This window comes from Pseudomonas sp. RGM2987, assembly GCF_022952855.1.
Classification (GTDB): domain Bacteria; phylum Pseudomonadota; class Gammaproteobacteria; order Pseudomonadales; family Pseudomonadaceae; genus Aquipseudomonas.
This window is the reverse complement of sequence record NZ_JALJDX010000219.1, coordinates 11,545-35,433: the sequence shown is the minus strand read 5'-3', so window position 1 is coordinate 35,433 and position 23,889 is coordinate 11,545. Positions and strand designations below refer to the sequence as shown.

Annotated in this window: 23 protein-coding genes and 2 pseudogenes; 6 read left to right on the top strand and 19 right to left on the bottom strand. The window is 61.5% G+C overall.

Annotation, left to right across the window (positions count from 1 at the left end):
• Positions 1 to 61: 61 nt before the first annotated feature.
• Positions 62 to 901 (top strand): SDR family oxidoreductase, encoded by an 840-nt coding sequence (locus RGM2987_RS23875; RefSeq protein WP_245145279.1) that lies wholly within the window; start codon positions 62 to 64, stop codon positions 899 to 901.
• 612 nt (positions 902 to 1,513) lie between these two features.
• Here the strand turns inward: RGM2987_RS23875 and RGM2987_RS23870 are convergent.
• From RGM2987_RS23870 to RGM2987_RS23860, 3 genes are all read right to left on the bottom strand, one after another.
• The gene (locus RGM2987_RS23870) at positions 1,514 to 2,107 is read right to left on the bottom strand and encodes a DUF805 domain-containing protein (RefSeq protein ID WP_245145277.1); all 594 of its coding nucleotides are present in this window, start codon (positions 2,105 to 2,107) and stop codon (positions 1,514 to 1,516) included.
• 380 nt (positions 2,108 to 2,487) lie between these two features.
• Positions 2,488 to 2,850, bottom strand: a complete 363-nt coding sequence (locus RGM2987_RS23865; RefSeq protein WP_245145274.1) for a DUF6124 family protein — start codon at positions 2,848 to 2,850, stop codon at positions 2,488 to 2,490.
• A 483-nt stretch (positions 2,851 to 3,333) separates the two neighbouring features.
• Positions 3,334 to 3,894, bottom strand: a complete 561-nt coding sequence (locus tag RGM2987_RS23860) for an arsinothricin resistance N-acetyltransferase ArsN1 family B (RefSeq protein ID WP_245145272.1) — start codon at positions 3,892 to 3,894, stop codon at positions 3,334 to 3,336.
• Positions 3,895 to 3,918: 24 nt separating this feature from the next.
• Here RGM2987_RS23860 and arsN2 point away from each other — a divergent pair, with 24 nt between their 5' ends.
• The gene (arsN2, locus tag RGM2987_RS23855; RefSeq protein ID WP_245145270.1) at positions 3,919 to 4,362 is read left to right on the top strand and encodes an arsenic resistance N-acetyltransferase ArsN2; all 444 of its coding nucleotides are present in this window, start codon (positions 3,919 to 3,921) and stop codon (positions 4,360 to 4,362) included.
• Here arsN2 and RGM2987_RS23850 read toward each other — a convergent pair.
• The 6 genes and pseudogenes from RGM2987_RS23850 to RGM2987_RS23825 all read right to left on the bottom strand — a co-directional run.
• Positions 4,359 to 4,580 (bottom strand): annotated as a pseudogene (locus tag RGM2987_RS23850) (arsenical resistance protein ArsH); the annotation flags it as partial. The gene arsN2 and the pseudogene RGM2987_RS23850 sit on opposite strands and share 4 nt — an antisense overlap.
• A gap of 216 nt (positions 4,581 to 4,796) precedes the next feature.
• A complete protein-coding gene (locus tag RGM2987_RS23845; protein ID WP_245145267.1) occupies positions 4,797 to 5,432 on the bottom strand; it encodes an SCO family protein in 636 nt (211 codons plus the stop codon).
• Complete coding sequence (gene cyoE, locus RGM2987_RS23840; RefSeq protein ID WP_245145266.1) at positions 5,429 to 6,328, bottom strand: heme o synthase; 900 nt, start codon at positions 6,326 to 6,328, stop codon at positions 5,429 to 5,431. The genes RGM2987_RS23845 and cyoE overlap by 4 nt, the downstream gene beginning before the upstream one ends.
• Positions 6,316 to 7,395: a COX15/CtaA family protein gene (locus tag RGM2987_RS23835; RefSeq protein ID WP_245145263.1), complete on the bottom strand. Its 1,080-nt coding sequence runs from the start codon at positions 7,393 to 7,395 to the stop codon at positions 6,316 to 6,318. The genes cyoE and RGM2987_RS23835 overlap by 13 nt, the downstream gene beginning before the upstream one ends.
• 10 nt (positions 7,396 to 7,405) lie before the next feature.
• A complete protein-coding gene (locus RGM2987_RS23830) occupies positions 7,406 to 7,999 on the bottom strand; it encodes a hypothetical protein (RefSeq protein ID WP_245145261.1) in 594 nt (197 codons plus the stop codon).
• Positions 7,965 to 8,702 carry an SURF1 family protein gene (locus RGM2987_RS23825; RefSeq protein WP_245145259.1) on the bottom strand — a complete coding sequence of 246 codons (738 nt, stop codon included), beginning with the start codon at positions 8,700 to 8,702 and terminating at the stop codon, positions 7,965 to 7,967. Before RGM2987_RS23825 ends, RGM2987_RS23830 begins: the two co-directional genes overlap by 35 nt.
• A 70-nt stretch (positions 8,703 to 8,772) precedes the next feature.
• Here RGM2987_RS23825 and RGM2987_RS23820 point away from each other — a divergent pair, with 70 nt between their 5' ends.
• A complete protein-coding gene (locus RGM2987_RS23820) occupies positions 8,773 to 8,976 on the top strand; it encodes a twin transmembrane helix small protein (RefSeq protein ID WP_245145257.1) in 204 nt (67 codons plus the stop codon).
• Positions 8,977 to 8,984: 8 nt separating this feature from the next.
• Here RGM2987_RS23820 and RGM2987_RS23815 read toward each other — a convergent pair whose 3' ends face one another.
• The 4 genes from RGM2987_RS23815 to coxB form a co-directional block, all read right to left on the bottom strand.
• On the bottom strand, positions 8,985 to 9,872 hold the full coding sequence (locus RGM2987_RS23815; protein ID WP_245145254.1) for a cytochrome c oxidase subunit 3: 888 nt from the start codon (positions 9,870 to 9,872) through the stop codon (positions 8,985 to 8,987).
• Positions 9,873 to 9,896: 24 nt separating this feature from the next.
• Positions 9,897 to 10,448, bottom strand: a complete 552-nt coding sequence (locus RGM2987_RS23810) for a cytochrome c oxidase assembly protein (protein WP_245145252.1) — start codon at positions 10,446 to 10,448, stop codon at positions 9,897 to 9,899.
• 131 nt (positions 10,449 to 10,579) lie between these two features.
• A complete protein-coding gene (ctaD, locus tag RGM2987_RS23805; protein ID WP_245145250.1) occupies positions 10,580 to 12,172 on the bottom strand; it encodes a cytochrome c oxidase subunit I in 1,593 nt (530 codons plus the stop codon).
• Between the two features lie 82 nt (positions 12,173 to 12,254).
• Positions 12,255 to 13,382, bottom strand: a complete 1,128-nt coding sequence (coxB, locus tag RGM2987_RS23800) for a cytochrome c oxidase subunit II (RefSeq protein WP_245145248.1) — start codon at positions 13,380 to 13,382, stop codon at positions 12,255 to 12,257.
• 376 nt (positions 13,383 to 13,758) lie between these two features.
• On the opposite strand from coxB, the gene RGM2987_RS23795 reads away from it, so the two are divergent.
• A complete protein-coding gene (locus tag RGM2987_RS23795) occupies positions 13,759 to 14,409 on the top strand; it encodes a hypothetical protein (RefSeq protein ID WP_245145246.1) in 651 nt (216 codons plus the stop codon).
• Between the two features lie 9 nt (positions 14,410 to 14,418).
• A pseudogene (locus tag RGM2987_RS27610) lies at positions 14,419 to 14,547 on the top strand (metal ABC transporter ATP-binding protein); the annotation flags it as partial.
• A gap of 185 nt (positions 14,548 to 14,732) precedes the next feature.
• Here the strand turns inward: RGM2987_RS27610 and RGM2987_RS23785 are convergent.
• From RGM2987_RS23785 to RGM2987_RS23775, 3 genes are all read right to left on the bottom strand, one after another.
• Positions 14,733 to 16,262 carry a SulP family inorganic anion transporter gene (locus tag RGM2987_RS23785; protein WP_245145244.1) on the bottom strand — a complete coding sequence of 510 codons (1,530 nt, stop codon included), beginning with the start codon at positions 16,260 to 16,262 and terminating at the stop codon, positions 14,733 to 14,735.
• Between the two features lie 88 nt (positions 16,263 to 16,350).
• Positions 16,351 to 17,082 (bottom strand): carbonic anhydrase, encoded by a 732-nt coding sequence (locus tag RGM2987_RS23780; RefSeq protein ID WP_245145243.1) that lies wholly within the window; start codon positions 17,080 to 17,082, stop codon positions 16,351 to 16,353.
• Positions 17,083 to 17,290: 208 nt separating this feature from the next.
• Positions 17,291 to 18,349, bottom strand: a complete 1,059-nt coding sequence (locus RGM2987_RS23775) for a PA0069 family radical SAM protein (protein WP_245145242.1) — start codon at positions 18,347 to 18,349, stop codon at positions 17,291 to 17,293.
• A 196-nt stretch (positions 18,350 to 18,545) separates the two neighbouring features.
• Between RGM2987_RS23775 and RGM2987_RS23770 the strand changes: the two genes are divergently transcribed.
• Positions 18,546 to 19,226, top strand: coding sequence for a tyrosine-protein phosphatase (locus tag RGM2987_RS23770; RefSeq protein ID WP_245145241.1), 681 nt, complete (start codon positions 18,546 to 18,548; stop codon positions 19,224 to 19,226).
• A gap of 4 nt (positions 19,227 to 19,230) precedes the next feature.
• Here RGM2987_RS23770 and RGM2987_RS23765 read toward each other — a convergent pair whose 3' ends face one another.
• From RGM2987_RS23765 to prlC, 3 genes are all read right to left on the bottom strand, one after another.
• Entirely contained in the window at positions 19,231 to 21,204 is a 1,974-nt protein-coding gene (locus tag RGM2987_RS23765; RefSeq protein ID WP_245145240.1) for a M3 family metallopeptidase, read from the bottom strand.
• Between the two features lie 289 nt (positions 21,205 to 21,493).
• Positions 21,494 to 21,772 carry a YheV family putative zinc ribbon protein gene (locus RGM2987_RS23760; protein WP_053149554.1) on the bottom strand — a complete coding sequence of 93 codons (279 nt, stop codon included), beginning with the start codon at positions 21,770 to 21,772 and terminating at the stop codon, positions 21,494 to 21,496.
• Positions 21,769 to 23,847, bottom strand: a complete 2,079-nt coding sequence (gene prlC, locus RGM2987_RS23755; RefSeq protein ID WP_245145239.1) for an oligopeptidase A — start codon at positions 23,845 to 23,847, stop codon at positions 21,769 to 21,771. The genes RGM2987_RS23760 and prlC overlap by 4 nt, the downstream gene beginning before the upstream one ends.
• Positions 23,848 to 23,889: the final 42 nt, after the last annotated feature.

The window sequence follows — 23,889 nt, the reverse complement described above, 5'->3', positions numbered from 1 at the left end:
ACAAAAAGTTACTTAGGGCCCTAGGATGACTTCTCCTCCTTTTCCCATCAAGGTATTTGTCATGATCGCCATCACCGGAGCCTCCGGCCAACTGGGCCGTCTCGTTATCCAGTCCCTGCTTGAACGCGTGCCAGCCGAGCAAATCGTCGCCCTGGTCCGAGACCCCGGCAAAGTCCAGGACCTGGCCGCACAGGGCGTGGTGGTACGCACCGCCGACTACAACCAACCGGCCACATTGACCGCCGCGCTCAAAGGCGTCGATAAACTGCTGTTGATCTCCTCCAATGAACTGGGCAACCGCGCCGCCCAACACCGCGCCGTGATCGATGCCGCCAAGGCCGCAGGTGTCACGCTCCTGGCCTATACCAGCGTCCTGCACGCCGACACTTCCACCTTGGGCTTGGCCGCTGAACACCGCGATACCGAAGCCGCCTTGAAAGCCTCGGGCGTGCCCCACGTATTGCTGCGCAACGGCTGGTACAGCGAAAACTACCTGGCGAACGTACCGAGCGCCGTGGAACATGGCGTCCTGCTCGGCAGCGCCGGCGAGGGCCGCATCAGCTCCGCGCCCCGTGCCGACTACGCCCAAGCCGCAGCGGTGGTGCTGACCACTGAAGGGCAGGCGGATAAAGTCTATGAACTGGCGGGGGATAGCAGCTATACCTTGACTGAACTGGCTGCGTTGATCAGCCAGAAAACCGGTAAGCCAGTGGTTTATCAGAACCTGCCGCAGGCTGAGTTTGAGGCGGTGTTGATCAGTGTCGGGTTGCCGGCGGGGTTGGCGGCGTTGCTGGCGGATTCTGATGCGGCGGCGGCGAAAGGGGCGCTGTTTGATGAGAGTGGGGCGCTGGGGCGCTTGATTGGGCGGGGGACTACGCCGGTTAGGGAGTCTTTGGGTTAAGCAGCCGAACCAAGGTCAGGAAGATGGAATCGCGTGCCGGTCGAGATAAACCGGCACGCAGCGGGTGATGAGACCTCGGACAAAAAGCCGCCTGAGCCCCCGACAGCAGCTCGAACGCCCGTGGCGAGGGAGCTTGCTCCCGCTTGAGTGCGAAGCACTCATAAAAGGCCCACAGCTCCAAATGCCAGGCAGCCAACACACAAAACTCTGTGGCGAGGGGATTTATCCCCGCTGGGGTGCGAAGCAGCCCCAAAACAACCAATACGATCATCCTGATGCACCGAGATAATCAGGATTCAGGGGGCTCAGCTTAGTGGTGAGGTAGCGGCGCGTGCCGGTCTTGTCCCTCAATTGGCTGATCCGATCAATTCGGTTCGTATCCCACAGCGTCTTTCTAAACTGTTGCTCCCAAGCTAACAGATTGTTTTTTAACAGACGTCGGCTATCGGCCAAGAGCGGACGTTTAGAGCAGAGAAATAAATCTGTTCTCTTTCCCCAATGGACATCACCGCGGCGTACGCTGGGCTATCGCGTGGTGCGCGCAGCGCTCTCTACAAAGACACCTGAGCACTTGGCGCCGCGCAATGAGGCGAAGCATGGACTTCGCGTACGCTAACGATATGCCTGAACCAATGCATTAGCGAACCACTCGTAGATTGCCTGTGGGTGGTATTGGGGAAAATACGCAATTAGCACGGTTGTAGTTACAAGCATCAGCACCACCAACAGCGCGGTAAGTAGCTTTACCAACGTCGAGAGAGGTGGATTGGGCGGGCCGTATTTATTAATCGCTTTACGCCCCGGAAGCATGGTGAGCGGAAGCGTTATCACAAAGCCGATAACAGGGAACACGTGGAGAATTGCCCATATCATCGGACTCCAGCCTATATCTCGTGCCCTGCGTATCAGTAGAGACACGTCGAGCAGGATGGCAGGAACGACAACGGTGACACCGACTATCAGCAAAACCCCCAGTTGATGGCGCAACCCCACCATAAAGAACGCCAGCAAAATGCACGGAAGAACCAGCACCAAGGGCACACGAATCAGCCAGAAGCGCGCCAGAGAAATACGCCCGGAAAAATCAAGAATCCTGGGTTTTGAAAACGTGACAACCTCGTCGTCAATCAGTTGGGCATCACCCAGTTGGTATGGGTTTTCGATTTCGCTGCTGATGCTGCCGAAAACGGGTTCTATCCTTGCCATTTAGTGCTATTCCCTCGTGATTGATGGTGCTATTCACGTTACAACGTTTACGCCTCGTATCTAATCGAAGGCCGGCATTAAACTCAAGAGAAAACGCTATCGTGTAAGGGGGCTGTGCACCACAGAATGTGGGTCTGTCGCATGGTGCGCGCAGTACACCTTATGAAGTGTTTTGCCGCTAGTAAGAAGGCGGGTCATGTCCCTACTCGGAACGACGGCTTCTGGCCGTTTGCAGTCTTTCGCTGAGAGGACGGTGCGGGGAGGTGAAGAACGGGTATCGTTGAAGGAATTCTTATTTAGAGATAGCCCGTCCACATCTATATATGAACGCACCAAAACCCGGCGCAACGCGTCGGGTTTTTCCGTTGGAAACCGTTTACTTACGGCCTCGGCTCCACATTATCCAACACCTGATTCGCCAACAGCGAACTCAGCTCAATCAACTGCTGAATCCCCATTGCCAAATGGCGTCGCGAGCCTTTCAGGTCGAACGCCAGGTCAGCCACCATGGCATCGGCTGAAGCCAGCGTTTCAGTGAGGTTGGCGAGCAGGCACTCGTTATCGAGACCTTTCACAACAGTGAAGATCTGCCCCGGTTTCGGTTCGTCTTTGGATTTATCCGACTTGGGCTGCAAGTAGTGATCGAGCACGCGTTTGGTGGTTTCGTCGTGCTGCTTGGCTTTGGATTTTGCGGATTGTGTGGCGGACCCTGATTCTGGTGGGTTCGGAGTTACTTTGAACATTGGTGTGATCCTCTAATGGGCCGCACCATTGCGCTACTAAACGGAATGGAGGCGGCTGTGCGCAAGTTAGTAGACCGGTGATCACACCAAACCCGGCGCGCCCGAAGACGCCATGCGCACAGCCACCATCGAGAATAGGCTAATGCCTGTCTGATGAGACTTGTACAACCGTGATGTGAACTCGGGCTACTAAACCCGACCACTGATGGGCAGTGGCAGGAACGACAATAGAACCCAGGGACAAGGCGCACAAGCGGGCGGATTCTGGCGTAGTTGTAGGCAAAGGCGCAAGGATTCGTAGCTTGTTGGACGGGTGTAGGTGGGGGCTGTAGGAGGGGGATTTTAGTAATCAAGGTGGCTGGTTTTTTTCTTTGGGACCGTGTCGTTTTCATCGCGAGCAAGCCCGCTCCCACAGGGGGGTGTGGAGGTGCTGGGGGAGCGTATTTGCAGTGGCGCTGCTGCGATTAATGCGGGCTTTCACGTTTAGAAAACGAGCTGTCCCATCAAGGCATCGAAAGCAACAATCGGAACGGGTGGCGATGAGTTTGCCAAGGGCTTGCGCCAGTATCCGACGTCATGCCATTTGCCGTGTTTGAACCCGACTTCGGGATAGGTGCCGATGTGTGTAAAGCCCAAGGATTCATGCAGGCCCACGCTTCCCGCATTGGGTAGCGCGATGCCGGCATACGCTGCATGGAAACCTTGACGTTGGAGAATCGGGAACAGCCGATCGTATAGCGCCCTTCCAATTCCTTGGCGGTGTGTTTGGGGCGAAACATACACGGTCACGTCGACGGACCAGCGATAGGCCTCGCGGGCGCGGTGTTGGCTGGCGTAAGCGTATCCGACCACTTGCCCGTCTTGCTCTGCCACAAGGTAGGGATACATCGGCAGCGTCGAGGTGATTCGTTGAGTCATTTCCTCGATGCTGGGGGGCGCCAGTTCAAAGGAAATCGCGGTACGCTCAACGAACGGCGCGTAGATCCCCTGGATGGCCGCTGCATCCGAGGGCCGCGCTATTCTGATGGTGCTGTTGGCGTTCATTCATGGCCCTCAAGGTGGTTCGTCATGCCCGTATCACACGTTCTCAAAATGTCTGCACTGGATGACTTGGCCTCGCTCAAGGCGTCGCTCCGGGCCGAAGGCTTGCCTCATGCCGACCTGGACGAGCCAGGGCGTGAATTTTTCCAGTTTCAGATAGGCGAACAGTGGGTGGGCTACGTGGGGGTTGAAGGCTCCACCGCTGATCGCCTGTTGCGTTCGTTTATCGTCTCTCCCTCAAGTCGGGGCGAGGGTATCGGGTCACAGGCGTTGGCATTATTGGAAGCACTGCTGGTGAGTCGTGGGGTGAGGACGCTGCACCTGCTGACCACCACCGCCGCGCCATTCTTCGAATACCACGGCTTTGAGCAATGTAGCAGGGCCGAGGCACCCTCCGTCGTCCAGGACTCGCTTGAGTTCCGCAGTCTGTGTCCCGCCAACGCGAGTTACATGGCAAAGCGAATCGCTTAGATAGACCGTTGGTTCACGCGCTTGGAGAGTGCTTCGGCGCTTTCTTTGCGCTCGGAATAGCGGACCACCAGGTAGTGCTCGCGGCCTCGCATTAGCAGCGTGAACTTCATCAGCTCCTCCATCATATCGACCACGCGGTCGTAGTAGGACGATGGTTTCATGCTTCCTGCTTCGTCGAATTCGAGAAAGGCTTTCGGCACCGAGGATTGGTTGGGGATGGGGCTGCTTTGCAGCCCAGCGGGGATAAATCCCCTCGCCACAGAGCTAGGTAAGGCTGAAGGGATGGCATTAGACGCAGCTTGCCCCACAGGGGATTTGTGGTGGGTGTGGGTGGGGTGGGCAGATTTAGTTGCGATGTAGACTGTTCTGGCGCTTTCGCGGGCAAGCCCGCTCCCACAGGGGATGGTGGTGGGAGTAGGCTTGCGGGTATGGGGCTATTTGCGTTTAAGCATTTCCGGCAGTTGCGCGACCAGTTTCTGGTTGTTCAGCGGGGCGCGGATGAAGCCGCGTTGGGTGCCGTCGGGGCCGATGACGGCAAGGTTGCCGCTGTGGTCGACGGTGTAGTTGGGTTTGCTGGTGTCGGCCGGAATGAAGGGGATGCTCACGGCGTTGGCGAGTTTTTGCAGGTCTTCGATCGAGGTCGGGGTCAGGCCTTTGAATTGGGGGTCGAAGTAGCCCAGGTATTGCTTGAGTTGTTTGGGGGTGTCGCGGTTCGGGTCGACGCTGACCAGGACGATTTGCAGCTTATCCACAGCTTCGGGCGGCAGTTCGCTTTTGATCTGGCGCAGTTGGGCGAGGGTGGTGGGGCAGATGTCCGGGCAGAAGGTGTAGCCGAAGAACAGCAGGCTCCATTTGTCTTTCAACGCGTCCATGGCCACGGGCTGGCCGTCCTGGTCGGTCATTCTCACGTCCGGCAGGTGGCGGCTTTGCGGCAGCAGGATGATGCCGGCGTCGATCAGGGCCGTCGGGTCGCCCTGGCCTTTGCCCGACAGCACCTTGTTGATGGTCAGGCCGAGGATCAGCGCGATCACGGCCACGAGGATGAAGACGGTTTTCTGGGTTCGGGTCATAGGCTCAACAGTAGGTAGTGATCGACAAGCAGGGCGATGAACAGCAGGAACAAGTAGTAGATAGAGTACTTGAAGGTGTTGATCGCGGCGTGCGGCCGGGTGCCACGGTACAACACCACGGCCCATTGCAGGAACCGGGCGCCGAGTACCAGGGCGCAAATCAGGTAGAGCATGCCGCTCATCTGGATCACGAATGGCATCAGGCTCACCGCCAGCAGCACCAGCGTATAGAGCAGGATATGCACCTTGGTGTAGTGCTCGCCATGGGTCACCGGCAGCATCGGGATGTCGGCCTTGGCGTATTCCTCTTTGCGGTGGATCGCCAGGGCCCAGAAGTGCGGCGGGGTCCAGGCGAAGATGATCAGCACCAGCAACAGCGGTTCGGCGCTGACGTGGCCGGTGGCGGCGACCCAACCCAGCAGCGGCGGCGCGGCGCCGGCGAGGCCGCCGATGACGATGTTTTGCGGCGTGGCCCGTTTGAGGAAACCGGTGTAGACCACCGCGTAACCGAGCAACGAGGCCAGGGTCAGCCAGGCGGTCAGCGGGTTGGTGAAGGCCAGCAGCAGCGCTTGCCCGGCCACGGCCAATGCCAGGGCGAAGGTCAAGGCGGCGGCGGGGGAGACGCGGCCTTCGGCCAGGGGGCGTTTATGGGTGCGGGCCATCACTGCGTCGATGCGCCGGTCCACCACGTGGTTGACCGCCGCCGCGCCGCCGGCGCACAGGGCGATACCGAGGTTGCCGAACACCAGCACCGTCCACGGCACGCCGGCACGGGTGGCGAGGAACATGCCGACCAGCGAGGTGATCAGCATCAGCACCACGACCTTGGGTTTGGTCAGCTCCAGGTAATCGCGCCAGATCGCTTGGCTGTGGCGTTCACCGGTCAGGGTTGCCATGGCATCTCTCCTTTTATTGTGATGGGGCTGACGCTGTGTTTATGCGGGTTGAACCGCCAGCGCAGCGGGACCTGATGCTTGACCCGGACCAGGCTGGTACGGGCGTGATAGTTGACCAGCACCAGGGTCAGCAGCAGCGCGGCGCCCCCGGCGTTGTGGGCGACGGCCACCGGCAGCGGCAGGTGGAACAGCACGTTGCTGATGCCCAGGGTGATTTGTGCGGCCAGGGCGGCTAGCACCAGGCCGGCGAGGCGAGTCATGCCCACGGTTTTCAATTGCCAGGCCAGGCCCAGCAGTACCAGGGTCACCAACAAGGCGCCGATGCGGTGGGTCAGGTGGATGGCGGTGCGCGCATCGCTGTCGAGCTGGCCGCCCAAGTAGTTCGGGCCGATGTGTTGGGTCAGGTGGAAGCCGTTGGCAAAATCCGCGGGCGGGAGCCATTGGCCGTGGCAGGTGGGGAAATCGATGCAGGCGACGGCGGCATAGTTGGAGCTGACCCAGCCACCGAGGGCGATCTGGCCGATCACCAGCAACAGGCCGGCGGTGGCCCAGTGTTGCAGGCGCTTGGGCACGGTCAGCGCCGGCAGTACGCCGGACAGTCTCAAGGTCAGTAAAAACAGCAGACTCAAGGTTGCGAAGCCGCCGAGCAAATGCCCGGTGACCACCTGCGGCCAGAGCTTGAGGGTCACGGTCCACATGCCAAACGCGGCTTGGGCGAACACCACCGCCAGCAGGAACAGCGGCAACTTCAACGGCTGGCCCGGGCGGTGGCGGTTCATCCAGGAACGTGCCGCCAACGCTACGATCATCAAGCCCAGGGTCCCGGCAAAGTAACGATGGACCATCTCGTTCCAGCCCTTGTGGGCTTCCACCGGGGCGTCGGGAAAATGCAGCTCGGCATGGGCCAGTTGGGCTTCGCTCTTGGGCACGCTGATAAAACCGTAGCAACCGGGCCAGTCCGGGCAGCCGAGGCCGGCGTGGGTCAGCCGGGTGTAGGCGCCCAGCAATACGACGATCAGTGCCAGCAGCGTGGCGAACAGCGCGAGGCGAAATCCAGGTTTGGCCATGTCGATGCCCTCATCCGATGTTCGACAGTTTCAACAGGTGGCGCAGGTCGTTGAGCAGGTCCTTGCCTTTGACCCGGGCGTCGTAGCGCAGCACCAGATTGCTATGGGGGTCGATGATCCACAGCTGCGCGCCGCCGGAGCCCTGGGCGCCTTTTTCATAGGCGGGCAGGTCCAGCGGGTAGCGTTGCAGTTGCGGGTATTCGCGTTGCAACTGGGCGTCGTACTCGGCGTCCAGCGGCTGGGCGATGGCCAGGGCGTGGCTGGCGCGGGAGGCGTCGCGGCCCAGGCCGATCTGCACTTGGCGGGCGAGATAGACCAGTTGCCGGCAGTCCACCGCGCATTCCTTCGGCGAGGTGACGAGGATCTGCCAGCGCTGTTCGTCGGCCTGCACACCGATCTCGGCGCGGGTCTGGCCGGTGCCGATCAGTTCGCCGTGGTAGCTGCGGCTGGCGGGCACCCAGAACTGGAATTTGTACATGCCGGTGGCGAGGATCATCGGGCCGACGACCCCGAACACGATCAGCAACAATTGCAGGCGTCCCTTGCGGCGGCTGTGGGCTGAGGGTGCCTCAGACGTGTTGGTTGGATTCATGGCGCTTCCCATGGTGTCTCCCTGCGTTATGCCATCCGAGATAAAGAAAAAGGCCGCACAGCGCCGCCGCCATGGCGAACCACTGCACGGCATAACCGAGGTGCTTTTCCGGGCCCATGCTCACCACCGGCCAATCGGTGCGGTAGGCGCCGGGGCCGCTTTGCTGGCGCAGTTCATAGGTAAAACCGCTGCGGCCCAGCTCGGCCCAGAGCTTGTCTGGCTCGATGGCCGTGACCAGGCGCGGCCACGGCGCTCTGGCGGGGTCGGCGTGCAGCTGGAAGGTGGCGCCCGGCGCGACGTAGACCCAGGCCAGCAGGCTCACGGGACGTTCGGGGGTGTCGAAGGCCGGCGGGGTGCGGCGATCAGGCCACGGCAGCCAGCCGCGATTGACCAGCAGCCACAGGCCACTGGCGTGGTCGAGGAACGGTTGGAGCAGTTCGACGCCGACCTTGCCGTCGTGCTGGCGGTTGTCCAACAGAATGCTGTGCTCGGCGTCGAACTGGCCGTTGAGTTGCACCGGGCGAAACGCCGGGTCGGCGGTGTGTTGCAGCTCGGTGCTGTCCAGCGCCGGTGCCACGCGGCGCTCGGCGTAGCTCTCCATGAGCAGGCGTTTCTGTTCGCCCCGGCCCAGTTGCCAGAACCCCAGGCACACCATCACCGGCACCAGCACGGCCACCACCAATGACGGCACGAGGCCCGGCCGGAAGCCGTTCATGGCGCCGCCCGAAAACCGTTGAGCGAGCTGGCTATACTCAGGTGCATCGCGTCCCCCCGGAGTGTTCCTGATGCTAAAGGCAGCCATCGTCCTGATGCTGATTGCGACCGTTGTAAGCCTGTTCAGCGGCCTGTTTTTTCTGGTCAAGGACGACAGCGATTCCAATCGCCTGATGATTGCCCTGGCGATTCGGGTCAGTCTGGCCGCTGTCACCGTCGGCTTGATTGCCTGGGGTTTCTTCAGCGGCCAGTTGGTATCCCACGCGCCCTGGTAGCGGTTGCCTCAGAGCACGTAGACGAAGATGAACAAGCCGATCCACACCACATCGACGAAGTGCCAGTACCAGCTCGCGGCCTCGAAGCCGAACTGATGCTCGTTGTCGAAGTGCCCGCGCAGGATGCGCATCAGCATCACGAACAGAATGATTGTGCCGATGGTCACGTGGGCGCCGTGGAAACCGGTGAGCATGAAGAACGTCGCGCCGTAGATCCCCGAACCCAAAGTCAGGCCCAGCTCTTTATAGGCGTGGATGTATTCCTCGGCCTGGAACGCCAGGAACGCGCAACCCAGCAGTACGGTGATCGCCAGCCAGAGTTTCAGTGCGCCGCGATGGCCCTTTTTCAAGGCGTGGTGGGCGATGGTCACGGTGACGCTGGAGCTGACCAGCAACGCGGTGTTGAGCAGCGGCAGGCCCCACGGGCTGATGACTTCCTTGGGCGGCGGGAACAGTTTCGAGTCGGGGTTGTTGAGCAACGGCCAGGTGAACTGGAAGTTCGGCCAGAGCATGTGCGCCAGGCCCTTGGTGCCTTCGCCGCCCAGGGCTGGGCCCGAGACGTGGCGCACGTAGAACAGCGCGCCGAAGAAGGCGATGAAGAACATCACCTCGGAAAAGATGAACCAGCTCATGCCCCAGCGGAACGAGCGGTCGAGCTGCGGGCTGTAGAGCCCGGCGCGGCTTTCCTTGATTACCGCGCCGAACCAGCCGAACAGCATGTAGGCCAGCAACAGGCCACCGACGAAAAAGACCAGCGGGCCGTGGGATTCCGGGCGCGCCGCCTTCAGGTCGTTGAACCAGGTCGCCAGCCCATACACCGTGACGAACATCCCGACCGTGGCGATGATCGGCCATTTGCTCTGGGCCGGAACGTAATAGTGCTCATGAGTTGCCATTTATTGTTCTCCTTATCGGGCACGCTATCGTTCAGTGTTTAGAGCCACCGGTGGATGACGAGCGGTGATATCGAACAGCGTGTAGGACAGCGTCAGGTGCTTCACTTCCTTGGGCATGTCCCGGTCGACGATGAAGCGCATGGGCATTTCGATGCGTTCGCCGGGTTGCAGCACTTGCTGGGTAAAACAAAAGCATTCGGTCTTGTGGAAATACGCCGCCGCGGTGCTCGGCGCGATGCTTGGCACGGCCTGGGCGCTCATCGGCCGGTCGGTGGGGTTGTGGGCGACGAAGACCATCTCGTTCACCGCCCCCGGTTGGACCACCAGTTGGTCACCCTTGGGGTAGAAGTCCCAGGGCATGTCTACAGAATTGGTCGATACGAACTGCACGCGAACCTGCCGCGACGTATCGGTGACCTGCTCGCCTTCGTACTGCCCGGCGGTCTTGCCATTGATGCCGAAGGCCTTGCACATCACGTCGTAGATCGGCACCAGGGCAAACCCGAAGACAAACATCGCCACCACCACGATCAGCAGGCGGGTGACCAGTTTTTTCATCGAGATTGAATCAGCCATGATTTCCAATCCTCACCGAGAACCCTGTGGGAGCGGGCTTGCTCGCGAAGAACGATAACGCGGTACCCCTGTCAGACCGCGCCGGCCATTTCGCGAGCAAGCCCGCTCCCACAGGAGGCCTATGTGTCATCTCATTTCACTTCCGGCGGCGTAGTGAACGTGTGATACGGCGCCGGCGACGGCACGCTCCACTCCAGCCCTTCCGCCCCATCCCACGGCTTGGCCGGCGCTGGCGGGCCGCCGCGGATGGTCTTGATCACGATGAACAGGAAGAAGATCTGCGTGGTGCCGAACATGAACGCGCCGATGGACGAGACCATGTTGAAGTCGGCGAACTGCAGGTTGTAGTCGGGAATCCGCCGGGGCATGCCCGCAAGACCGACGAAGTGCATCGGGAAGAACGCCATGTTCATCCCGATGAACGACAGCCAGAAGTGCAGCTTGCCGAGGGTTTCGTCATACATGTGGCCGGTCCATTTCGGCATCCAGTAGTACGCCGAGGCGAAGATCCCGAAGATCGCGCCGGGCACCAGAACGTAGTGGAAGTGCGCGACCACGAAGTAGGTGTCCTGGTACTGGAAGTCCGCCGGGGCGATGGCGAGCATCAATCCGGAGAAACCGCCGATGGAGAACAGGATCACGAACGCCACGGCAAACAGCATCGGCGTCTCGAAGGTCAGCGAGCCTTGCCACATGGTGCTGGCCCAGTTGAACACCTTGACCCCGGTGGGCACGGCGATCAGCAGGGTCGCGTACATGAAGAACAGCTCGCCCACCAACGGAATGCCCACCACGAACATGTGGTGTGCCCAGACGATGAACGACAGGAAGGCAATGGCCGCCGTGGCGTAGACCATCGAGGTGTAACCGAACAACGGCTTGCGCGAGAACGCCGGGATGATCGAGCTGACGGCGCCGAAGGCCGGCAGGATCATGATGTACACCTCGGGGTGGCCGAAGAACCAGAACACGTGCTGGAACAATACCGGGTCACCGCCGCCGGCCGCACTGAAGAAGCTGGTGCCGAAGTGGATGTCCATCAGCATCATCGTCACGCAACCGGCGAGCACCGGCATCACCGCGATCAGCAGGAACGCGGTGATCAGCCAGGTCCAGACGAACAGCGGCATTTTCATCAAAGTCATGCCGGGGGCGCGCAGGTTGAGGATGGTGGCGATCACGTTGATCGCGCCCATGATCGAGCTGATGCCCATCAGGTGGATGGCGAAGATGAAGAACGTCACGCTTTCCGGCGCGTAGGTGGTGGACAGCGGCGCGTAGAAAGTCCAACCGAAGTTCGGCCCGCCGCCGGGTGTGAACAGCGTGGAGACCAGCAGCAGGAACGCCGCCGGCAACAGCCAGAAGCTGAAGTTGTTCATGCGCGGCAGGGCCATGTCCGGCGCGCCGATCATCAGCGGGACCATCCAGTTGGCGAGGCCGACGAAGGCCGGCATCACCGCGCCGAAGACCATCACCAGGCCATGCATGGTGGTCATCTGGTTGAAGAACGCCGGCTCCACGATCTGCAGGCCGGGTTGGAACAGCTCGGCGCGGATCACCATGGCGAACGAGCCGCCCAAGAGGAACATGGAAAACGCGAACCACAGGTACAGCGTGCCGATGTCCTTGTGGTTGGTGGTCAGTACCCAGCGCATCAGGCCTTTGGCGGGGCCGTGGGCGTGGTCGGCGCCGGCATGACCGTGGTCATCGATCACAGCACTCATGTCCTGTCTCCTTCGAACGAATGGGCTGGGCGGCGCGGGGTGTTGAGCCCCGACCGGTTGCGGGAACAAACGTCAGGCCGGCTCATTTGCTTTCCGCCTGTTTGAGTTCCAGCACTTCTTTTGGCGTGACCATGTCGCCCTTGTTGTTGCCCCAGGCGTTGCGTTCATAGGTCACGACCGCCGCGATATCGACTTCCGACAGCTGCTTGCCGAACGCGGCCATGGCGGTGCCCGGTTTGCCGTGGAAGACAATGCTCAGGTGATCAGCCTTGGGCCCGGTGGCGATCTTCGAGCCCTTGAGCGCCGGGAACATCGGCGGCAGGCCCTGGCCTTCGGCCTGGTGACAGGCCACGCAAGTGGTGTGATAGATCTTGTCGCCACGCTCCTTGAGCTCGTCGAGGGTCCATTCCTTGCTGGTCAGCTCTTTGAGCTGCGCGGCTTCGGCCTTGCGTTCGCCCAGCCATTTTTCGTAGTCGGGCTTGCTCTTGACCTCGACCACGATCGGCATGAAGCCGTGGTCCTTGCCGCACAGCTCGGCGCACTGGCCGCGATAGATGCCGGGCTTGTCGACCTTGGTCCAGGCCTCGTTGACGAACCCGGGGATCGCGTCGCGCTTGACCGCGAAGGCCGGCACCCACCAGGAGTGGATCACGTCGGCGGAGGTCACCAGAAAGCGCACCTTGGCATCGACCGGCAACACCAGCGGCTTGTCGACTTCCAGCAGGTAATGCTCGCCCTTGGCGCTCTGGTTATGGATCTGTTCGGCGGGGGTGGCCAGGTTGCTGAAGAACTCGACGTCCTGGCCCAGGTATTTGTAGTGCCACTTCCACTGGTAGCCGGTGACCTGGATATCGATCTCCGACTCGCTGGGGTCGTACATCTTGATCAGCGTGGCGGTGGCGGGAATCGCCATGGCCACCAGGATCAGGAACGGCACGATGGTCCAGAGGATTTCGACGCGGGTGTTCTCGTGGAAGTGCGCCGCATTCTGGCCGGTGGAGCGGCGGTGCATCATCATCGACCAGAACATGGCGCCGAAGACGATGATGCCGATGACCACACAGATCCAGAAGATGGTCATGTGCAGGTCGAACACTGCGTGGCTGATCTGTGTCGCTCCAGGCGCCATATTCACAGTCCAGGCGGCGTGCGCCGGACTGAAAATCGACCACAACAGGAGGCCCATCCATACGTGTGGATGTCGCGTCATTGCGGGTTCCCCTTATCGTTCTTGTTATCCCGTAGGCGTAACGCCTGCGGCAAGGGAGAGCGGCTCCATCAGACTGCAAACTCCACCGCCGTGCCTTGCTGCTTATGCATCGGGTGTCATCAGCTAACTCCATTCAAGACCGAGTATAGACAGCGACTCGAACCTCGCAACGCGATGGCGAAAATCGTTTTTGAAACACTGGGGCTTGCGCCAGAGCCCGCGAATGGAGAAGGATGCGTGACCAGTGATGGCAAACCGATATAACTGTGCCGCATCAAGGAAGAGTGGGTTATGAAAAATAGGTCTTAGGAGTGTTTATTAGCCAGCTAAGTTATGTCTTTCCTATTTCATTGCCTTGAGTTTTCCTGGAGTTTTCATGAACACCGCCGCATTGCGCGAGCAGATCCAAAAAGCCCAACAACATGAGGCCGAGACCGGCCAATTGACCCGCCAGTTGGAAGCCCAGTTGCCGCACCTGCACCGTGCGATCCAGCTACCCGAGGCCAACGCCAATGACGTGCTGGCGCGCTTCGTTGCCGCCTACATCGATGAAGTGCCTGACCTGCTGGACGCCGCCAACGACGTCGCCCGGGAGGCGGGGATCGAGTCGCAGATCAAACCGGTGTTGAAGATTGCCGAACAGTACTTCCTCCAGCCGCCGTCGATCATGGCCGGCCACGTCGGGCTCGACAGCCTGCTGGACGAAGCCTACCTGGCGCACCGGTTTGTCGAGGAGGTCAACGACCTGTACATCAAGCATTTCGGCCAGCCCTTGATCCCCTTGGACATGACGGTCGCCAACCTGATTGCTCACCAACTGATCGGTGAGGAATTTGCCAACCAACTCGACGAAGTGGTGCACCACGCCTTCGATGAAATGCTCAACGAAGAAACCTTTGCACTGGAGTCGGTAGAGACCTACCGCGAGAAACTCAGCAGCCCGCAAACCGGCGCCGCCTGGAAACGCTGGCCGTGCATGTCCCGCCGTTTGGGCGTGGGCCTGGAGCTGGAACAGCCGGTGGCGTGATTGGCTGAGGTGCGGGGTGTTCACACCTCCGTATCCACCACAAAACCCCCTGTGGGAGCGGGCTTGCTCGCGAAGGCAGAGTGTCAGGCAACTCATTCGTTAGCTGATACACCGCATTCGCGAGCAAGCCCGCTCCCACATTGAAACTGCTCACTTAAGGCGTTCACTGAGCCCGTGGCGAGGGAGCTTGCTCCCGCTTGACCGGGCTGGCGCTCCAGTGCGAAGCACTCATAAAAATGGGCCTGCTGCGCAGTCCAGCGGGAGCAAGCTCCCTCGCCACAATGAATCAAGCAAACTTTAAGTGAGCGGTTGCCTGTGGGGCGTCAGGCAGACGCCGCACCCACCCCCACATTCGTCCGCAACCTTCCCTCCAACCGACGCTTGAGCCCGCGGGATTCGATCAGCAGTTTCGAGCCCTTGCTGGCGTTCGCTCGACTCCACTCTTCCAGCAACTCCAGGCACGAGTGATCGATGTAGCTCAGGTTGTTGAGCGGCACATGCACCGTCGCGCCCTCGGGAATGGTGCCCAGAACCTGGGTCAGCGCCGGGACCTTGAGGAAGGTGGCCGCGCCGACCAGGCGCAGTTCCATCTCGCCTTCCTGGGGCAGGTCGATCAGGCTGATTTTCAACCGCGAGGCTTTCCAGGCGAGTTTAGCCAAGGTCAGGCCGAAACCGATCAGCACGCCGGTCAGCAGGTCGGTGAAGATGATCGCCAGGGCCGTCGCGGCGTAGGTGAACATCGGCATCCGGCCATAACGGCCCAGGCCGCGGAAGGCCTTGAGGTCCACCAGTTTGAAACCGGTGTACACCAACACACCCGCCAGGCTCGCCACCGGAATGCTTTGCAGCACGCTGGACAGCACCAGCACGAACAGCAGCAACCACAGACCGTGGAAAATCGTCGACATCCGCGTGGTGGCGCCGGCCTGGACGTTGGCCGAGCTGCGTACGATCACACCAGTCATCGGCAGCGCCCCGAGCAGGCCGCAGAGCATGTTGCCGATGCCTTGTGCCGACAGTTCCCGGTCGAAGTCCGCACGTTCACCGTCGTGCATGCGATCCACGGCCGCCGCTGACAGCAGGGTTTCGGCGCTGGCGATGAAGGCCACCGTCAAGGCCGCGACCAGCAACATCGGATCAGCCAGGTTCAGCAAGTCCGCCGGGCGCACCCAGTCGATGGCTTCGGCGAGGTTATCCGGTACTTCCACGCGTTTGACCTGCAACGCCAGCAGCAGGCTGGCAAGGGTCGCCAAGCCAACGCCGAGCAGGGCGCCGGGGACGAAGCGCAGACTGTGGGGGCGAAACTTTTCCCACAGCCACATCACCGCGATCGTCGACAGACCGAGCAGGCCGGCTTGCCAGCCGAAGGACGGCAACGCCTGGGCCACTGCCGCCGGGAACGCCGCCAGGTTATCCAGCCCGGACGGCTTGGGCGCCGCGTCGAGCATCACATGAACCTGGGACAACACGATCAGCACGCCGATACCGGCGAGCATCCCGTAGACCACCGCCGGTGCCGTCACCCGGAACCAGCAGCCCAGGCGGAAACGCCCGGCCAGCAGTTGCAGAAGCCCGGCCAGCAGCAGGATCGGCCCGAGCATTTCCACACCGTGCTGGCGCACCAGTTCGAACACCAACACCGCCAGGCCCGCGGCCGGACCGCTGACTTGCAGCTTTGAGCCGGCCAGGAAACCGACGATCAGACCGCCGACGATCCCGGTGATCAAACCCTTGGCGGGCGGCAGGCCGGACGCGATGGCAATGCCCATGCACAAGGGCAGCGCCACCAGAAACACCACCACCGAAGCCAGCAGCTCCCGTGGCAGGACAGCTTTTAATTGAGCAGCACGCATGGCGACTCTCCCGAAGATTCTTCAGGCATGGCAAGGCCGACCCGCCCGAAGGCAGGTTGGCTTGAACCACACAGATGTTTAGGAGCGGTTAGAAGCGCGCTTTGGGCGTCGCCACCGGGATCGGATGGCTGCCGTCGAGCGGCAGGAAACGGCCCTGGTCCGCGTCGAAGGCTTTGATCTCGCTGGTCTCGATGTTGTACACCCAACCGTGGATGAACAACTGACCGCTGGCCATGCGCGAGGCCACCGAAGGGTGCGTTCGCAGGTGTTGCAGCTGCGCGATCACGTTCTCTTCGGTGAGGACGGGCATGGTCTGTTTTTCGTCGCCGCACGGGCAGTTGTCATGGACCATGGTCTTGGCCACTTCGGCGTGGCGCAACCAGGCTTTGACCGTGGGCATTTTTTCCAGGGTGTCGGGGTTGAGCACTGCGCGCATGGCGCCGCAATCGGAATGGCCGCAGACGATGATGTGCTGCACGCCGAGGGCCAGTACCGCGTACTCGATGGCGGTGGAAACGCCGCCGTTCATTTGCCCGTAGGGCGGAACGACGTTGCCCACGTTACGGGTCACGAACAGGTCGCCAGGGGAACTATGGGTGATCAACTCGGGCACGATGCGCGAGTCGGCGCAGGTGATGAACATCGCCCGGGGGGCCTGGGCGGTGGCGAGTTTCTTGAAGAGCTCTTCCTGTTGGGGGAAGACCTCGTGATGGAAATGCAAAAAGCCGTCAACAATATGCTGCAGCGCTGCATCGGCGGTCTCCGCCTGGGGTTGGGCTGAAGCCGACGCAGCCAACGGCTGTTTATCCTTGTCACTCATGATTCATCCTCTTTGAGACGCCAGTGGCTGTTTAAAAAACGTCCAGGTCGAAAGGCTCGACCCGTCAGTCACTCGATGAACAAGGTAGCGGCCGAAACTTAACTCAAACTGAATCGAAGGCTCTAGGACGTAGATTACCAAGCGTGACCAGCACGCGCGGCAGGCCTGGCCCCCGGTCTATCGGGCTCTAATCTAAGGTCAACTGTCTTCAAATCAAAGACATCTGTCGACCCGGCGGACAAAAGGCCTCGCAATCGAGGTTGTAGCCTTCGCGGCGATTCAGCCCCAGGCGCTTGATCGCCTTGGCGAAGCGCTGGGCCAGCAGGTCGGCGAACGGCCCTTCGCCGCGCATGCGCTTGCCGAACTGGCTGTCGTACAGCTCACCGCCACGGCTCTGGCGCACCAGGCTAAGCACATGGGCGGCGCGCTGCGGGTAGTGCGCCTGCAACCATTCTTCGAACAGCGGCGCCACCTCCAACGGCAGGCGCAACATGATGTAGGCAGCACTCTGGGCGCCGGCGGCGTGGGCTTCGGCCAGCAGGCTTTCGATCTCGCTGTCGTTGATCATCGGGATCATTGGTGAACACAGCACCCCCACCGGTATCCCGGCCTCGCGCATGACCCTGATCGCCCGCAAGCGCGCCTTGGGCGCCGCCGCCCGCGGTTCAAGAATGCGCTTGAGTTCATCGTCCAGGGTAGTGAGGCTGATCATCACCGCCACCAGTCGCTGTTGCGCCAGCTCGGCCAGCAGGTCGAGGTCGCGCAGGATCAGCGAGCCCTTGGTCACGATGGTCACCGGATGTCGGTAGCGCAGCAGCACTTCGAGGATCCGCCGAGTGATTCGCTGCTCGCGTTCGATGGGTTGGTAAGGGTCGGTGTTGGAGCCCAGAGCGATCGGCGCGCACTGGTAGCCGCGCTTGGACAGCTGCTCCTCCAGCACATCGGCAGCGTTGGTCTTGGCGATCAGCTTGGTTTCGAAGTCCAGCCCTGGCGACAGGTCCCAGTACGCATGGCTGGGCCGCGCAAAGCAATAGATGCAGCCATGCTCGCAGCCGCGATAAGGGTTGATCGAGCGATCGAACGGGATATCCGGCGAGGTGTTGCGGGTGATGATGGTCTTGGCCGTCTCGATGCGCACTTCGGTGCCCTGGGTCGGCGGGACTTCCTGGTACCAGCCGTCATCCTCGGCCACCGAACGACTCGGGGCGAAGCGATTGTGCGGATTGGCAGCGGTGCCACGGCCGCGTGGCGGAAGAGAGGCTGACATGGGAATACTCCGATAGCTGTATGCGCATACAGTATCGCTCCCCCTTCCTTCAGGCCAGTGCCGTTGAGCAGGCCGACCCCGCGCCAAGATGAAATCGCCGCCAATTCACAACGCTTTGACGTCCTTGTTACGGGTTTTTAACCGGGTCGAACCGAAACTGCCCACCTCCAATTCCTTGGTCTGCGGTCGTCCGTACATGCTCAAGCTCTGTTTTCGTTCACTGCTGTGCCTCGCCCTGTTCGTCGGATTTGCCCAAACCCCGACCCAGGCGGCCGATGTTACTGAGACCCGGCCACCTGAATGGGCCCAGCCAGTGGAAAAGGACTACAACCTTTACCAGATGTCGCCCACGCTCTATCGCAGTTCGTTGCCGGATGGCGGGGCCCTGCCGTTGCTGACGAAACTCAAGATCGGCACGGTCATCACTTTTCTGCCGGAGTCGGACGCACGCTGGCTATCCACCCCCGGCGTCGAGCGGGTGCAATTGCCTTATCGCACCAATCACGTTGACGACAGCGACATACTCAAGGCTTTGCGCGCCGTCCAGGCCGCTGAAGCCAAGGGGCCGGTGCTGATGCACTGCAAGCACGGCTCCGACCGCACCGGGCTGGTGGCCGCCATGTACCGGGTGGTGGTCCAGGGCTGGAGCAAGGAAGACGCGCTGAACGAAATGACCGAAGGCGGCTTCGGTGACAGCCATCACTTCAAGGACGGGGTGCGCTATGTGATGCAGGCCGATGTGGAAAAACTTCGCACGGCGTTGGCGAACGGCGATTGCAGCACCAGTGTGTTTGCCCTGTGTTCCCTGGAAAGCTGGGTCAACTCGACCACGCCGCCCCGTCACCTTGATCCGCAAGCGGCCCTTCCCGGGCACTGATCGATCAAGTGGCAGAGAAGGCCGCTATGGATTCAGCCAAAGGCCGCGAATCGCCTGGGGCGAAAATGCTTTCCCGTAGCGCCCGTCCCGTTCCCGGGTTGAACAGCCCGTCGCGTTGGAATCGGCGGAACACTGTGACGGCCATCTCCTTCGACCAGGCATAGGCGTAGACCCGTGCACCGTAGCCCGTCACCAGATAGTCCAGGCCATTGGCCCAACGCTCATTCGCCGACACCGGCAGGTGCCCGACCTCGGCGCTGGCGTGCTCGAAGACCTGCTGCACGCTGCGCCCGTCGCCATGGGTGCGGTGCAACTCGATATCGAACAACGCGTCGCGCAACAGGGCGGCGGATTCCCAACTGGCCTGGGTCGTGGCGAAGGCCAGCAGTTGATCGGCGACCTCACCAGGCATCGTCGCCCCGGTTTGATGATGCTTCGAAATGCGCACCAGGCACTGTTTGGAGAAGCACCATTGTTCGAACAGCACCCCGGCAAATTCGGCGGTATCGCGGGACAGGCCGGTGATGCCCGACAGGTCGCGATATTCGGCACGGGTCAAGACATGCTGCAGGCAATGGCCCAGCTCATGGAACAGGATTCGCAGTTGCAGGTGATCGAGCAACACCGGTTCAGACCCCGAGCTGCGCGGCAGCCAGGCATGCAGCGCGGCGATGGGATGCCGGGGCCGGCCCTCGGCAGTGATCTGGCGATTGCGCAGGGTGGTGGTACTGGGGAAGCCGTCTCGGTTGCTGTCCGCGAACGGGTCGAAATAAATGTAGCCAATCACCATGCCCCATTCGCTGACTTCGAATAAACGCACGTCCGGATCCCAGGTGGGCACATCCTGGCGCTCGGTGAAGGTCACCCCGAACAGTTGCGTTGCGATCAGCAGCAGCTGTGAAAACGTTGATTCCAGCTCGAACCAGGCGCTCAGCGCTTGCCTGGAGATGCCCGCCATCTGCTGACGAAGCCGGTTCGCCAGGTACGGGTAGTCCCAGGGCTGGGGTTCGTTGAAACCTTGCTGTGCGGCAAATGCCTTGAGCTGCTGGGCGTCGCGCTTGAACACCCGGCGCTGTCGCTCCAACTGTGCCCGCAGGAACACCAGGACCTCCTCGGTGGATGTGGCTTGCTCCGGCTCGAGCGCCATTTGCGCAAAATCCCTATAGCCCAAGGCCTTGGCGTACTGATGACGGTCGTCGAGCAATTGCCTGAGGATGTCGCTGTTATCGAACTGGCCGGCCTGCGGGCCTTGGTCCGAGGCGCGGGTGCTGTAGGCCTCGTACATTTGCTGGCGCAACAGGCGATTGTCAGCGTAGTGGGTCACGATGCGAAACGACTCGTCGCTCAGGGTCAGCAACCATCCCGAGTGTCCGGCGTTGTTTGCCTGGAGGGCCATCTGTTGCTTGAAGGAGGACGGCAGGCCACTCAACCGGGTTTCGTCGTCAAAGGTTTGGCTCCAGGCTTTGTTGGCCAGGTGCAGGTTTTCCAGGAACAACCCCTGGACCTCTTTCATGCGCAACTTCAACAGACCCAGGTCGGCCGAGCCGTTCTGCTGAAACTCCCGGAGGATTTTTTCCAGGGCGCGTTTGCGAGGCGCTGAAAAATGCTGGGCGATCTGGCTGCTCGCCAGGCGCTGATAGAGCTTGAACAGCGCGGGATGGCGCTTCAGTGACGCCTGGAAATCATGCAGCCGATCACTGCAATCCAGCGCGACTCGTGCCCAGGCGTCGCCGGCCCGGGTGGTCGTCAAAAGGCGCAACAGATAACCGAAGCCTTCCAGGCGCGTGTGGATCTCGTCCATCGCCAGCACGAGGTCGTCCCAGGTGGGAAAGGGCGTTTGGGTCTGGATGATGTCGGCCACTTGAGCGCGGCTCTGGGTAAGGAGGCGGTCGAGGGCCGGCGAGAAATGCCGGGCCTGGATCCGTTCGAACGGCGGCAGGTCATAGGCCTGCAACAGCGGATTGTCTTCGTCGAGCATGGAAACTTCCTGTGAGTCTGGGCTGGGTGGCCAGTCTGCAAAGGAAGGGAAGCGCGCCTGCGGTAACTATGTATCGCCCCCGGGGCAGGGGTGATTCCGGATCATTCGGCCTATACCACTCACTTACGACCATGAACCCATCGTGGCGAGGGAGCTTGCTCCCGCTCGGTCGGTCCGACGTCTCGGGCGCAGCAACCGCAAAAAACCAGGGGCTGCTGCGCAGCCCAGCGGGAGCAAGCTCCCTCGCCACGGGGGCGGTGGGGTGCTTGAGTGAGTAGCATCAGATCATTCAGTCGGGTTTTTTCTTCAACTTGGGGTTGGGGAAAAACTGCACTGCCTGGACCTTGGCGTCCGGCACTTTGGGTGCCGAGGTGTTGACCCGGGTACCCAATTCCTTGGGCACCGACAGGCCTTGTTCGTTGAGTGTGTCGCTATAACCGCAGGCCACGCACTCGCGGTGCGGCACGCCGTCTTCGTTCCACATCATCAACTTGTCCGGCTCACTGCACGCCGGGCAGACCGCCCCGGCGATGAAGCGTTTCTTGGTAATCACAGGCCCCTCACTCATGCTGCCGCGTCCTCGCTCAGGCCGCTGTGGCGCAAGAGTGCGTCAATCGACGGCTCACGACCACGGAAGTCGACGAACAGCACCATCGGCTCCTGGGAACCGCCACGGGCGAGGATCGCCTCGCGGAAGGCGCGGCCGGTGTCGGCGTTGAGTACGCCTTCTTCCTCGAATTTGGAGAACGCATCGGCTGACAGCACTTCGGCCCATTTGTAGCTGTAGTAACCCGCCGCATAACCGCCGGCGAAGATGTGGGCGAAGCTGTTGGGGAAACGGTTGTAGGCCGGCGGACGCATCACCGAGACTTCGTCGCGCACGCCTTCGAGCACTTGCGCCACGCTACGGCCATCGCCGTGGGTAGCGTGCAGTTCGAAGTCGAACAACGAGAACTCCAGCTGGCGGACCATCATCAGCCCGGACTGGAAGTTCTTGGCCGCGAGCATTTTCTCCAGCAGGTCCTGGGGCAGTGGTTCGCCGGTTTCGTAGTGGCCGGAAATCAGTGCCAGGCCTTCCGGCTCCCAGCACCAGTTTTCCATGAACTGGCTCGGCAGCTCCACCGCATCCCAGGCCACGCCGTTGATGCCGGACACGCCGGCGTGATCGACGCGGGTCAGCAGGTGGTGCAGCCCATGGCCGAACTCATGGAACAGGGTGGTGACTTCGTCGTGGGTCAACAGCGCCGGTTTTCCGCTGTCGGCCGGGGTGAAGTTGCACACCAGGTTGGCGACCGGGCTTTGCAGCACGCCATCGACGGTGCGGCGACGGTCGCGGGCGCCGTCCATCCAGGCGCCGCCGCGCTTGTTGGCGCGGGCGTAGAGGTCGAAGAAGAAGCGGCCGACGTGCTGGCCGTTTTCCTTGATCTCGAACAGGCGCACGTCCGGGTGCCAGCTGTCGAAACCCTTCAGTTCGGCAATCTCGATGCCGTACAGGCGCTGCACGATGGCGAACAGACCGCTCAGCACCTTGTCGATCGGGAAGTACGCACGCAGGGCTTCCTGGGCGACGCTGTAGCGTTGCTGGCGCAGTTTTTCACCGTAGAAACCGCTGTCCCAGCTTTGCAGGTCGGAGCAGCCCTGTTCGGCGGCGAAGGCTTTGAGTTGTTCCAGATCCTGGGCGGCGAACGGTTTGCTGCGCTTGGCCAGGTCGCGCAGGAAGCTCAGCACCTGATCGCTGGATTCGGCCATTTTGGTTGCCAGGCTCAACTCGGCGAAATTGGCGAAGCCCAGCAATCGGGCCAGTTCCTGACGCAGGTCGAGGATCTGTTCCATCACCGGGCCGTTGTCGTTCTGGCCGGCGTTCGGGCCCTGGTCCGAGGCGCGGGTGCAGTAGGCGGCGTAGACTTCCTCGCGCAGGGCGCGGTCTTCGGCGTAGGTCATTACCGCGTAATAGCTGGGGAATTCCAGGTTGATCAGCCAGCCGTCCAGGCCCTTGGCCTGGGCAGCTGCGGCCATTTGCGCCTTGGCCGAATCGGTCAGGCCGGCGAGGGCGGCTTCATCGGTGACGTGCTTGGTCCAGGCCTGGGTCGCGTCCAGCAGTTGGTTGGAGAAGCGGCTGCCCAGCTCGGATAGCTTGCTCTGTACTTCGGCGTAGCGTTTCTGCTGCTCGGGCGGCAGGTCGATACCCGACAGGCGGAAGTCGCGCAGGGAATGTTCGAGGATGGTTTTCTGCGCGACGTCGAAACCAGCGGCTTCGGGGCTGTTGGCCAGGGCTTCGAAGGCCTGGAACAACTCGCGGTTCTGGCCCAGCTCGGTGGAGTAGGCGCTCAATGCCGGCAGGCAGGCCTCGTAGGCCTCGCGCAGTTCCGGGCTGTTGCGCACGGCATTCAGGTGGCTGACCGGGCTCCAGGCCGCGCCCAGGCGATCATTGAGCTCGTCCATCGCCAGCACCAGGCCGGCCCAGGTCGGTTTTTGGCCCTCGGTCTTGAGGATTTCAGCGATGGCGGCACGGTTGTCAGCCAGGATCTGTTCGATGGCCGGTTGCACATGCTCGGCACGGATCGCCGAGAATGGCGGCAGGTCGTAGGGCTGCAAAAGAGGATTGTTCACGCTCACGGTTGGCACCTTGGCTGGAAGAAACATGCGGCCATCTTAATTACAATCGACGTCCACCGCAGCTAGCAG

What these genes read in the sequence shown, in the direction of transcription:
- RGM2987_RS23815 (WP_245145254.1), bottom strand. Translation starts at nt 9,872, where the DNA reads ATGGCAACTCATGAGCACTATTACGTTCCGGCCCAGAGCAAATGGCCG.
- RGM2987_RS23780 (WP_245145243.1), bottom strand. Translation starts at nt 17,082, where the DNA reads ATGAGTGACAAGGATAAACAGCCGTTGGCTGCGTCGGCTTCAGCCCAA.
- RGM2987_RS23875 (WP_245145279.1), top strand. Translation starts at nt 62, where the DNA reads ATGATCGCCATCACCGGAGCCTCCGGCCAACTGGGCCGTCTCGTTATC.
- RGM2987_RS23870 (WP_245145277.1), bottom strand. Translation starts at nt 2,107, where the DNA reads ATGGCAAGGATAGAACCCGTTTTCGGCAGCATCAGCAGCGAAATCGAA.
- arsN2 (WP_245145270.1), top strand. Translation starts at nt 3,919, where the DNA reads ATGCCCGTATCACACGTTCTCAAAATGTCTGCACTGGATGACTTGGCC.
- RGM2987_RS23860 (WP_245145272.1), bottom strand. Translation starts at nt 3,894, where the DNA reads ATGAACGCCAACAGCACCATCAGAATAGCGCGGCCCTCGGATGCAGCG.
- ctaD (WP_245145250.1), bottom strand. Translation starts at nt 12,172, where the DNA reads ATGAGTGCTGTGATCGATGACCACGGTCATGCCGGCGCCGACCACGCC.
- RGM2987_RS23835 (WP_245145263.1), bottom strand. Translation starts at nt 7,395, where the DNA reads ATGGCCAAACCTGGATTTCGCCTCGCGCTGTTCGCCACGCTGCTGGCA.
- RGM2987_RS23820 (WP_245145257.1), top strand. Translation starts at nt 8,773, where the DNA reads ATGCTAAAGGCAGCCATCGTCCTGATGCTGATTGCGACCGTTGTAAGC.
- RGM2987_RS23865 (WP_245145274.1), bottom strand. Translation starts at nt 2,850, where the DNA reads ATGTTCAAAGTAACTCCGAACCCACCAGAATCAGGGTCCGCCACACAA.
- RGM2987_RS23770 (WP_245145241.1), top strand. Translation starts at nt 18,546, where the DNA reads ATGCTCAAGCTCTGTTTTCGTTCACTGCTGTGCCTCGCCCTGTTCGTC.
- cyoE (WP_245145266.1), bottom strand. Translation starts at nt 6,328, where the DNA reads ATGGCAACCCTGACCGGTGAACGCCACAGCCAAGCGATCTGGCGCGAT.
- RGM2987_RS23760 (WP_053149554.1), bottom strand. Translation starts at nt 21,772, where the DNA reads ATGAGTGAGGGGCCTGTGATTACCAAGAAACGCTTCATCGCCGGGGCG.
- RGM2987_RS23830 (WP_245145261.1), bottom strand. Translation starts at nt 7,999, where the DNA reads ATGGGAAGCGCCATGAATCCAACCAACACGTCTGAGGCACCCTCAGCC.
- prlC (WP_245145239.1), bottom strand. Translation starts at nt 23,847, where the DNA reads ATGTTTCTTCCAGCCAAGGTGCCAACCGTGAGCGTGAACAATCCTCTT.
- RGM2987_RS23765 (WP_245145240.1), bottom strand. Translation starts at nt 21,204, where the DNA reads ATGCTCGACGAAGACAATCCGCTGTTGCAGGCCTATGACCTGCCGCCG.
- RGM2987_RS23785 (WP_245145244.1), bottom strand. Translation starts at nt 16,262, where the DNA reads ATGCGTGCTGCTCAATTAAAAGCTGTCCTGCCACGGGAGCTGCTGGCT.
- RGM2987_RS23810 (WP_245145252.1), bottom strand. Translation starts at nt 10,448, where the DNA reads ATGGCTGATTCAATCTCGATGAAAAAACTGGTCACCCGCCTGCTGATC.
- RGM2987_RS23795 (WP_245145246.1), top strand. Translation starts at nt 13,759, where the DNA reads ATGAACACCGCCGCATTGCGCGAGCAGATCCAAAAAGCCCAACAACAT.
- RGM2987_RS23775 (WP_245145242.1), bottom strand. Translation starts at nt 18,349, where the DNA reads ATGTCAGCCTCTCTTCCGCCACGCGGCCGTGGCACCGCTGCCAATCCG.
- coxB (WP_245145248.1), bottom strand. Translation starts at nt 13,382, where the DNA reads ATGACGCGACATCCACACGTATGGATGGGCCTCCTGTTGTGGTCGATT.
- RGM2987_RS23845 (WP_245145267.1), bottom strand. Translation starts at nt 5,432, where the DNA reads ATGACCCGAACCCAGAAAACCGTCTTCATCCTCGTGGCCGTGATCGCG.
- RGM2987_RS23825 (WP_245145259.1), bottom strand. Translation starts at nt 8,702, where the DNA reads ATGAACGGCTTCCGGCCGGGCCTCGTGCCGTCATTGGTGGTGGCCGTG.